The sequence below is a fragment of the Ruminococcus sp. AM43-6 genome (assembly GCF_003461785.1).
Classification (GTDB): Bacteria; Bacillota; Clostridia; order Oscillospirales; family Ruminococcaceae; genus Hominimerdicola; species Hominimerdicola aceti.
The window spans coordinates 64581-74147 of sequence record NZ_QTXU01000014.1 but is presented as its reverse complement, the minus strand read 5'-3'; the positions used below and the strand labels follow the sequence as shown (position 1 = coordinate 74147).

General features: G+C 41.3%; 12 protein-coding genes. 7 read left to right on the top strand and 5 right to left on the bottom strand.

Going from position 1 to position 9567, the window contains the following annotated elements:
* The 3 genes from DW938_RS14785 to DW938_RS08990 form a co-directional block, all read left to right on the top strand.
* On the top strand, nucleotides 1–571 hold a 571-nt coding region (locus DW938_RS14785), incomplete at its 5' end, for a hypothetical protein (RefSeq protein WP_181984401.1).
* A 27-nt stretch (nucleotides 572–598) separates the two neighbouring features.
* Nucleotides 599–829, top strand: a complete 231-nt coding sequence (locus DW938_RS08995) for a hypothetical protein (RefSeq protein WP_117927856.1) — start codon at nucleotides 599–601, stop codon at nucleotides 827–829.
* Between the two features lie 158 nt (nucleotides 830–987).
* Nucleotides 988–1563: a hypothetical protein gene (locus DW938_RS08990; RefSeq protein ID WP_118124553.1), complete on the top strand. Its 576-nt coding sequence runs from the start codon at nucleotides 988–990 to the stop codon at nucleotides 1561–1563.
* Between the two features lie 366 nt (nucleotides 1564–1929).
* Here DW938_RS08990 and DW938_RS08985 read toward each other — a convergent pair whose 3' ends face one another.
* Both DW938_RS08985 and DW938_RS14780 read right to left on the bottom strand, forming a co-directional pair.
* Nucleotides 1930–2385, bottom strand: coding sequence for a hypothetical protein (locus DW938_RS08985; RefSeq protein WP_118124552.1), 456 nt, complete (start codon nucleotides 2383–2385; stop codon nucleotides 1930–1932).
* A 73-nt stretch (nucleotides 2386–2458) separates the two neighbouring features.
* Nucleotides 2459–2605: a hypothetical protein gene (locus tag DW938_RS14780; protein ID WP_181982541.1), complete on the bottom strand. Its 147-nt coding sequence runs from the start codon at nucleotides 2603–2605 to the stop codon at nucleotides 2459–2461.
* A 94-nt stretch (nucleotides 2606–2699) separates the two neighbouring features.
* Here DW938_RS14780 and DW938_RS08980 point away from each other — a divergent pair, with 94 nt between their 5' ends.
* The gene (locus DW938_RS08980; protein ID WP_118124551.1) at nucleotides 2700–3062 is read left to right on the top strand and encodes a hypothetical protein; all 363 of its coding nucleotides are present in this window, start codon (nucleotides 2700–2702) and stop codon (nucleotides 3060–3062) included.
* A gap of 10 nt (nucleotides 3063–3072) precedes the next feature.
* Here the strand turns inward: DW938_RS08980 and DW938_RS08975 are convergent, their stop codons facing one another.
* From DW938_RS08975 to DW938_RS08965, 3 genes are read right to left on the bottom strand one after another with little or no spacing between them, the layout of a single operon-like run.
* On the bottom strand, nucleotides 3073–3828 hold the full coding sequence (locus DW938_RS08975; RefSeq protein ID WP_118124550.1) for a metallophosphoesterase: 756 nt from the start codon (nucleotides 3826–3828) through the stop codon (nucleotides 3073–3075).
* Nucleotides 3825–5591 (bottom strand): leucine-rich repeat domain-containing protein, encoded by a 1767-nt coding sequence (locus DW938_RS08970; RefSeq protein ID WP_118124549.1) that lies wholly within the window; start codon nucleotides 5589–5591, stop codon nucleotides 3825–3827. Before DW938_RS08970 ends, DW938_RS08975 begins: the two co-directional genes overlap by 4 nt.
* Nucleotides 5592–5608: 17 nt before the next feature.
* Entirely contained in the window at nucleotides 5609–7624 is a 2016-nt protein-coding gene (locus DW938_RS08965) for an AAA family ATPase (protein WP_118124548.1), read from the bottom strand.
* 168 nt (nucleotides 7625–7792) lie between these two features.
* On the opposite strand from DW938_RS08965, the gene DW938_RS08960 reads away from it, so the two are divergent.
* From DW938_RS08960 to DW938_RS08950, 3 genes are read left to right on the top strand one after another with little or no spacing between them, the layout of a single operon-like run.
* On the top strand, nucleotides 7793–8365 hold the full coding sequence (locus DW938_RS08960; protein WP_118124547.1) for a leucine-rich repeat domain-containing protein: 573 nt from the start codon (nucleotides 7793–7795) through the stop codon (nucleotides 8363–8365).
* Nucleotides 8366–8384: 19 nt separating this feature from the next.
* The gene (locus tag DW938_RS08955; RefSeq protein ID WP_181984109.1) at nucleotides 8385–8897 is read left to right on the top strand and encodes a leucine-rich repeat domain-containing protein; all 513 of its coding nucleotides are present in this window, start codon (nucleotides 8385–8387) and stop codon (nucleotides 8895–8897) included.
* The gene (locus DW938_RS08950; protein WP_117878496.1) at nucleotides 8897–9520 is read left to right on the top strand and encodes a YqiA/YcfP family alpha/beta fold hydrolase; all 624 of its coding nucleotides are present in this window, start codon (nucleotides 8897–8899) and stop codon (nucleotides 9518–9520) included. Before DW938_RS08955 ends, DW938_RS08950 begins: the two co-directional genes overlap by 1 nt.
* Nucleotides 9521–9567 lie beyond the last annotated feature (47 nt).

Sequence of the window (9567 nt, the reverse complement as noted above, 5' to 3'; positions counted from 1 at the left end):
TTCCCCTGCACATTTTTGTCAAAAACTTAAAAGCCGTGGTTTGCAGGGCGTTTCGATAGCCCGAAATGGCGATCAACTTGCCTTGCCCGAAAGCGCATTTGAGTTTGATAAGATTTGCTTTCTTGAAACAAAATTCAAAAGCAAACAGAGCATTTGGACGATCAAAAGAGTTTGGCAAGACACCCATTGGTATGTAACATACCGTGAGATAAGCGGAGTGAAAAAAGCGCTTTTTTACAAAGTCTGCCCAAGCAGTCCCGATATCAAACAATGTATATCCGATCTGAAAAATGCGATACAAAAAGCTCAAAAGCTTTGCGACACTATCGGCTATCACGGCTTTGAAGAAGATTTCCAAGAAGCCCACCGTCTTTTGAATGATACCGACCGCCTTGACAATGTGCTGAACGGCGCTTTGTCCGCCTGCGTTTTCGCAGGAATGGGCAGCTGGAATGACGAAGTTGCGGCGATATGCGAGGATAAAAATATCCCCCAGCACCAATACACCGAGGTCACAAACGCCCTGTTTTCGGCAATTTTGAATGTTGTATGCGGAATATGCAGCTACTAAAAATATACAATTTATAGGAGAGATAATATGAGATTTGTATGTCGATGTGGGAATATGCTCACAAATCAGCTTGACCCTAACGATACAGAGTATTATGTGTACTCTGATCGTGAATGGTCTGAATTTGAAAAAAAGGGGTGGATATATTTTTTAGATGTCCCTGATCCGAAATATGATGTGTGGAGATGTGAAAAATGTGACAGAATATATTTATTTAAAGAGAATAAGGTTGTAAAAGTTTATAAGCCGGAAGAATGAATGCAATCCAAAGCATTTATGGAAAATCAGCAGTTAAAGAGAATTATTTGGACAAAGTAGGCATTGTAATATGTAAGAACTATTTCGACGGCTTTATTGATAAGAGATGGAAATATGTTGTATTATAACAAAACTTAGTGACAAACGGTGGTGAATTTATGAGTTTAAACAAAAGATGTCCTTGGTGTGGAGAAATCATAAAAGGTCGATTTTTTCAAAGAGGTCATTATCATTGCCCTAACTGTGGTAATTATAGCAAAATATATAAATACGGTTGGATCTATGGGTTAGGAGCCATTGTCGGTTTGGCTTTTATTATTTTTTTAAAATATGTGTTTGCAATTTATAGTATATTTATATTTTGGATCATCTACTCTATTATCTGTATAGCTTTGCCCTTGGAGATGGAAACGAAACATTTCATACCCAGGAAAAAAGGCACTGCGAATTTTACTTTGATAAAAGATTTTTCGTTGATCAAACGAAAAATCTTGTTTTCAGAAAAACGAATTTTCCCTATTTGCTTTGTAGATATAAATGATAAGCCTATTTCACATACTTTTTGTATTTCGATAGAAGATGTTAAATTTATATCATCAGAGTCTTTTGACGCTAATATAAAATCCATTCCTATATCAGATCGCAATATTGACTTCAATAAAGGAGAAAGATTTTATATGTTTTATAATAATGAAAAAGTTGCTTATTGTGAATTGAAAAGCGATATTGAATAACTTAGAAATTATATCCTTGAGCAATAATACGATCGCCATACAAATCAAGAGCTGCAATTAAAAATAGGAATCTATGCAGAAAGTAGAGAAGGTGAACAGAACTGACCGTCAGAATCGAATGCTCCGAAAATAGCAATAGATATGAAGAAGCGACGATAAAGATTTAATAGAAGTTTGTTACGTATATCAAATATGGAAGATTATCTTTACACTCGTACAAATTGATGACAACATCTCAAACTTAATAATGTTCCTAAAGACAGCCGTACTCATAAAGTGAAAGTCAAGGGCGGGGGATTTTTTAGTCAAGCACACCAAATCTGGTGGGCTTCGCTCGTGGGGGATCGTCACGATGCTGTCACCTCCCTACCATAGCCCTATGCTGTCAAACAAATGACGCTGTGAGATGTTTTCGGCAACTCTTATCATTACTTTGTCATAGTCTGACATAAAGCTGTCCACAACTTCTATGATGGTGAAGCCGCTGTTGTTCAGGGCTTCTGTGAGCTTTTGTTTATCCTTGGTATAGGCGATATAGGCAGTTTGCAAGGACCTGTTATTTTGCACTGTGATAAGCTGTGAATATGGTATCTTGCTGTTTTGCAACTGCTTTTCTATTGCTTCACTCTCGCCCGAAAAGACTTTGAGGGGCTTCCCTTTTGCGGCTGTGATAAGATAGCCTTGGCAGGTGAACTTTTTCTGAGCAGACTTTATGTGAGATATCACAAAGCTTGCGTCTGTGCGGTACGAGCGTTCAAATATCTGCACGGTTTTGTTGTACCATTCTTCGTTGTTCTTTTCAACTGATTTTGATGTTACCATAGACACTTCCTTTCGTTATTCGGTCAAGCAAGGGCGGAGTTTTTTACACTCTGCCCCTGATCGACCGAACAAATCAGAGCTTTGTTACACCCCATATAACGATCTTTGCGCCGATGTATCGTGCTTCGATTATTTTTCTCGCATCATTGGTGTTGTATGCTGACACGATCTCCTGCGTTCTGCGACCGTCAATGGAAAACTGTACATTGTATTGTGCCATAACTTTCACCTCCTTTGTCTGATATAATCATAGCACAGTCTATGTGTGCAATTTTGGACATAGAAAACGGTATTATCATATTGAGGTGAATAATATGATATACAAGGGAATATTCTGGCTTATCGAGGGTGAATTATATACAAAGAAGTTAGAGTACGACAAATCGGGAAATGTTATTGGTGACGGCAGTGGACTTAACTCAAAGTCGGGGGATAATTTCAATCACAGGCTGACTTGGGAGGGACTGCAGAAAAATGTAACACATGGGAAAGAGTACAATTATTATCCTCGGGGCAGAGTGGAGATAAAGGGCGGCAAGGCTGTGATATATCTTAATCCTGCGCTGAACAGTGAGGAGATGTTGGCGGAGCTTACAAGGCTGTTCGGGCTTGATGAGCTTGATTTTGTGAGGGTCAAAAATGACGGAAGCAGGCACTACAGAGCGTATGCTCCATAGTGCCTGCGCTTTATTTTATCTCATAGATATCGTCATAGAGAAATCTCACGTTGCCCACAGTACGATCTAAATGGAAATGTCCGCAGAGCCACATTTCATAGACAAGCTTATTTCTTATTTTGGAAAGAAACTTTTCGTTATCATAATGCCGTTTGAAGCACTTGGCGGTGTTCAGGTCGGGGATATAGCGGTCTGTTGGTCTATACTCATAGGGGCAGGTATGGGTTACAACATAGTCCACTTTCCAGCCATACTGCTCGAGATTGAATTTTGCTTTATCTTTGACCGCTTTTTGAGGCTTATCGGGGATAAACTCTATGCCAAAGATATCTGACCGCCACTGTTTATTCTGCATACAAGCTCCGCCTATGGTGAGGATAGCTTTATCCTCGATAACAAATATCTCGCCGTCATTGGCATAGAGGATATTGGGATAGGCTTCTTCATAATCACCTTTGCCACAGTTCCATATTTTCTGTTTATAGCTGTTATCGTGTATCTTGCCATTTGTTATATGAAGATGCCAACGCTCTGATTCTGTATAGGTAATAGAATTCAGTGCGTCAAATTCTCCTCGGACGCAGAGAAAATTTGTGGGGATAGCCGCAAGCTGTTTTTTAAGGCTTGTGGCAAACATTTCATATGTGCTTGATAGTCCGGTATCTCCGAGGAGGATAACTGTATCGCTTTTACTAAGCTTCTTATCCTCATGGAGCTTTTTTATTTTTGAAAGATCTCCGTGGAGGTCGCCAACTACATATATCATCTTTTACGCTCCTCACATAGTCTAAGTCTGGTGATAAGGTTCATTGGAAGTTCTTTAAGGCCGGGGGCGTATTTTCTCATAAAGAAAGCGTCCTCTATATTATAGGCTACATCGTCCTGATCGCAATCGAACTCCTCATCGTCACAGTAAATACAGTACATATCCACATCAGGCAGGTATGTTTCTATGAACGAAAAGAGTATGCCCTCTCGGTGGGAAAGAATATATTCAAGCTTCTTTCGGGTGTTTCCGCCAATGGTGAAATGGTGATAAGATTCACCTACATGGTCGCCTGCAGGGAAGCTTGAAACATATACATCTTTATAAAAAGCTGTTATATGCCAATATCTGTTCATTTCATCATCATATTTTCTGTCAGGGTTGCCTTCCTCATACCTTACAGCTCTGTTATAAAGCTCTTCTATTTCTTCAAGCATTTCTTCGGTGGTGAAATATTTTATTTTTGCAGGGTTGTTGCCTCCCTCAGGAAAACACTTGCCTATATCAAGCTTGCCGTCCTTATAGCTTTTGATATGATAGCCTTTTGGTATTTTCCAATCCTCGTGGCCTTTGAATATTATTTCGGTCACTTCTCCTGTTTTGCCTGTATTAAGTCCTATGTCCCAGCCATTTTCAAGGGTCTTTATGGTGGTAGGGAGAACGAGTTTTTTAAGGCTTTTGCAGTTGTCAAAGGCATTACACTTTATTTTCTCAACGCCCTCGCTTATCTCGATATTTTTTAAATTGATGCAGTTGTCAAATGTATAGCTTGTGATCTCTTTGATACAAGGCGGAATGGTTATGCTTTCAAGGCTCAGGCAATTATCAAACCACGCATCCATTTTGGATATTTTGTCGCTGCTCATGGTAACTTTTTCAAGAAATTCATTACGGGCAAATGCAAAACGGTCGATACGCTCAACATTCGGTGGGATAACTATTTCTGAGATATTAGTGCTTGAGAAGCTATCCTCGCCGATAGCTTGAAGAGAATTTGGTAATATCACCTCGTCAACAGGCATATGCTCAAAAGCACTATCGCATATAAACGTAACGCCCTCGGGTATTCTTGCAATAAAATCTTCATATGGGTCTTTTCGGTTAAGGATATAATCTGCGTAAAGCTCTTTGGCGTTATATCCAGTAAAAACATATCTTTCGCCGCCATACTGCTCATTGGCACTTATTACGCCATACTCTACGAAGTGTTGTGCTGTTGGCTTCGTGGCAAAGGCAGAAAGGTCTATAGGCTCGTGGGAGTAGCAGCAGTCGATCTTTATATCAGGGTTTGAGAGTATAGTCAAGTCAAGGTGTTCGTCTTCATCAAAGCTCTCTGAACGTGCAAAAGCGTCTCTGCCGATATATTTTACGCTCCTCGGTATTTCGATACTGTATGTGCTGTTAATGTCAGTAAGACTTATGCAGTTATAGAAAGCACGATCACCTATATATTCTGTGAGGTCATACTCAAACTCGACATTGTGGAGGGATACACAATCCTCAAAGGCACTGTTGCCTATATATCTGACCTGTTCAGGAAAACGCACCTCTCGCAGCCTGCAGCTTTTAAAGGCGTTATCCTCGATAACTTCAAGGGACGCAGGGAATATTACATTGTCGATATCCATATTTTCAAAGGCGCTTTTTCCTATCGTTGTAAAGCCCTCCGGTATCATAAATACTTGATAGCCCGAGTTATAGGAAGTCTTTATCTGATGAGCTACCATTCTTTTTGCCATATCCTGTGTAAAAATTTTTGCCATAAAAAATCATTCTTTCTTTATCTGTTAAATCCTATATGCTTTGGCTCTTCTTCGAGGGTATCGTTCTCGGCGAGGTCAAAGTCACGGGCTTTTAGGGTCACGATATCGTCCATTGTCATGGTGCTGAAATTCTGTCTTGTGAGCCTGAGTGCCTGACCGAACAGTGCGCCCTCTATAAGATTTCTTGCAAATCTGCCGTTGCCGAAATTCGGCTTCTTGCAGACCCTTTCAAGAAAAGGCAGGAGCGTTTCGTCAACGTCGTCGGCAAGCTTATGTTCATTATTTTTAGCCATAAGATGGACGATACTAAGAAGCTCCTCGGCGGTATAGTCCTCAAAATTGACGTGGAACGCTATTCTTGACCTTAGACCGGGGTTGCGGTCGAGGAAGTCGTTCATTTCCTTTGGATAGCCTGCGAAAATGACTACCATATCGTCACGGTTGTTCTCCATTTCCTGCACGATAGTGTTTATGGCTTCGTCGCCATAAGAGCCTGAGCGGTCATCGCAGAGGGAATAGGCTTCGTCGATAAAAAGCACTGAGCCTTTAGCTTTCTTGAACATATTCTTCACCTGAACGGCTGTCCAGCCAACATATTTTCCAACAAGGTCGGAACGTCCGCACTCGATAAGGTCGCCTTTGGAAAGCACGCCGTTTTCTTTGAGTATTCTTGCAAACAGCCTTGCAACTGTGGTCTTTGCTGTGCCGGGGTTGCCTGTGAACACCATATGCATGGCTGTTCGGCTTTCTTTCATGCCCTTATCGGCGAAAATTTTCTGCGCCTTTGAATATGTTATCGCCTTTTCGATAACGCTCTTGGCGGAATCAAGTCCGGTAAGCTCCTGAAGTTCGCTGTAGGCAGAGCCTTTTATCTCCTTGGCTTCTTCCCTGTCATAAAGCTTTTTGAAGTTTGAATACTGGGGATAGATTTTTGTTTTCAGGACATTTGAATACCAAGTATCGTACATACCCATAAGCTCGCTTGCTCTATATGGGGTATCCTTTGCGCACAGGGAAAGGAGGTCTTTATCGCAGGAGGTATTCTCTTCTCTGCAAAGCTTTCTGAGATATTTATGTGCATCTTCGTTTTCTACAGTATCGTCCGCAAGCTTCACGAATGTGATAGCGCCGAGCTTTTCTTCCACAGCGTCAGGGAGAGAAGGTCCGTCATTTGAAAAGGTAAAAATAAACTGTATCTCGTTTTTGTAGTCATTGATGAGGTCAAAGAGGATATCGGGGATAGTTTCATCGGCTGTACAATTATCGCTGTTGGTACACTTTAAACCACAACAATTCATTATGATGGTAGAGCCGCTGCAGACACGGAACAGTTCACGGATATCTGAGCTTCGGGCTGATAAATTATAAAGGTCGAGGACGGTATATCTTGCACAGCCTAGCCTGTTATTTGAATACAGGGAGCTTACAAGGGTATCGGCAAGCCTATGGGCATTATCGCTTTGGACCAAATAATGTACCGGTATGCCTTTTGTCACACCGACGCTGTTCTTTCTGAAAATTCTCTTAAGCTCAGGCTCAAAGGTATCTGAGCAGAGATATTTTTTTGCTACGGTGAGAGCGTCTTTTTTATCAATGGACTTTGTGATATTTTCGCTTATGTACGATCTTCTATAGTTACTGAACAGGTCGTCCAGTTCATAGTCATTCAGCAGATCTTCATCGAACTTGAAATTATCATGATAGCCGTTGGGGATCATTCTTTTGAACGTTTCCACTGTTATTTCCTCAAAATTTATATCCACGCACTCAAGCTTTATAAATGAAAAGAAGTTCTTTACATAGGCTTTTACGTCGGCTTCAATGTCTGTCATCATTACCCCTATGATCGCCTGATCTTTTACGGCGCTTGATATAAAGGCACAGCTTCTGTTGGGCATGGTGCGTGCCATTTCATTGAACTCGTTTATAAGCTGGTTTTTCTCATCAAAGAATGTATCGTACTCTTCTTCATTATCTCTTGTTCTTCTGATAATAGACTCTTCGAGTATACATCTTGCTCTGTAACAACGCATAAAAATCCGCCTCCGTGGTCTTTTCTCATTCTTGTTTTTCGTCTATATCTGCATTATAGCACCCGGAATGTTCAAAAATGTGGACATAGCGGAAGTTTTTAATATCCGAAATTTTACCCATGGTGGGTGGTATGATAAGAGCAACACAAAAAGAAAGGACTTGATACAGTGGAAAAGAGCAAGATATACACTGCAGAAATGGCGGCGAGGGCTATGGCAGATCAGATACTCAGAGGGAACAGATATGCGGAGAGGTTTCACATTGAAGTCCCTGAGGGCATAGAGAGGATAGATGACTATGCTTTTGACAATCTTTTTGTTATGAACATAAGTCTGCCGTCGACCCTGAGAGAGATAGGCGATTATGCGTTCAGGAACACGCCGTTTCACAACCTTATTTGTCCTCATGAACTCAGGTCTATCGGCAAGGGTGCATTCTGGCGCTGTGAATATATAAAGAACATCAGGTTCAATGACAAGCTTGAATTTATCGGAGAGGACGCATTTTTCCACTGCTATTCAAGCGGCGTTGTTATACCAAAGTCGGTAAAGGTCATTGAAAAGGGTGCGTTCTATGGCGGTATCGACAAGGAAGATGACGGCACTTACAAGATAATACTTGAGGCTGAGCCTGATTTTGTTTTTGACAAGAACGTTTCAGACTATTTCTCTTACAAGGACGGAAAGCTTGAATTTCACGAGAGACCAGAGGGTCTGATGTGGAAGTCGGTCTATTGTTAATGATATGGAGGTAACGGATATGGAAAAGACTTTTACTTTTGATATGGCTTCAAAGGCTTATGCAGACTACATTCTCAACAGCAAGGACAGGTACGCTCCGCTTATTGTGGAGATACCTGAGGGAATAGAGGACATCGAGCCTCTGGCTTTTGATATGATGCCTTTAACGAGCGTCAAGTTTCCCTCGACCATGACGGAGATCAGCAATGGTGCTTTTGGGGAATCGACACTAAAAAAAGTGGAGATACCAGGGAACATCAAGAAAATATGTGGCAGTGCTTTCAGTGAGATATTTGGCATGGAAGAACTTATTCTTCACGAGGGCGTGGAGGAAATCGGCTCGCAGGCTTTCTTTATGTGTCATAATCTTGAAACACCTATTGTGATACCGAAGTCTGTAAAAAAGATCGGCACTGACGCTTTCTGGGGACTATACGGCTCGCCTGTGCTTAAATTTGAGGGCGACCCTAATGATGTGGAATTTGAGAGCGAAGAGAACAGAGAAGAATATCTCAGCGAAGGTGATGACTAATGAGGAAGATACTGCACTTGCACGGGATCGGCTCTGCAGGGGGCGGAGCGACGGCATCGGTGCTGAAAAAGCTTTTTTCTGACATCGAGGTCATTTCTCCTGACATACCTGTTCGCCCACTTGAAGCATTTGCTTTTATAAGCAAGCTGGTCGCCGGCAATGAGTTTGATTTTGTTGTCGGCACATCTTTGGGTGGCTTTTATGCAATGCTTATAAAGGGCATACCAAAATTTCTTATCAATCCCGCCATGAACGCTCCCACAGACATTGAAAACGCTATCGGGCTTGGGGAGCATGATTTTCTCAGACCAAGACAGGACGGCGCTATATCATACACCATTGACCGGAGCTTCATTGATGAGCTTGAAATTCTTCTCAAAGGATACAACTCATCGTCATATGATTTTTCAAAAGAAACTTTCGGCATTTTCGGCAGAAATGACGAGCTGCTTCACAACGCCGATATGTTCAGGGAGAAATTCGGTGAGGAAAATATGCTGACGGCGGATTTCGGGCACAGGCTGCCTGTTAGGGTGCTAAAGCAGGTGGTGTATCCTTTTATAGAAGAAAAAGTAAATTTTGTATCCTTTTATAGAAGAAAAAGTAAATTTATTGTAACTTAAACGTTATACTAAGCTGCCAGCTTAACAAAGCAAAAGAATAATTTGAT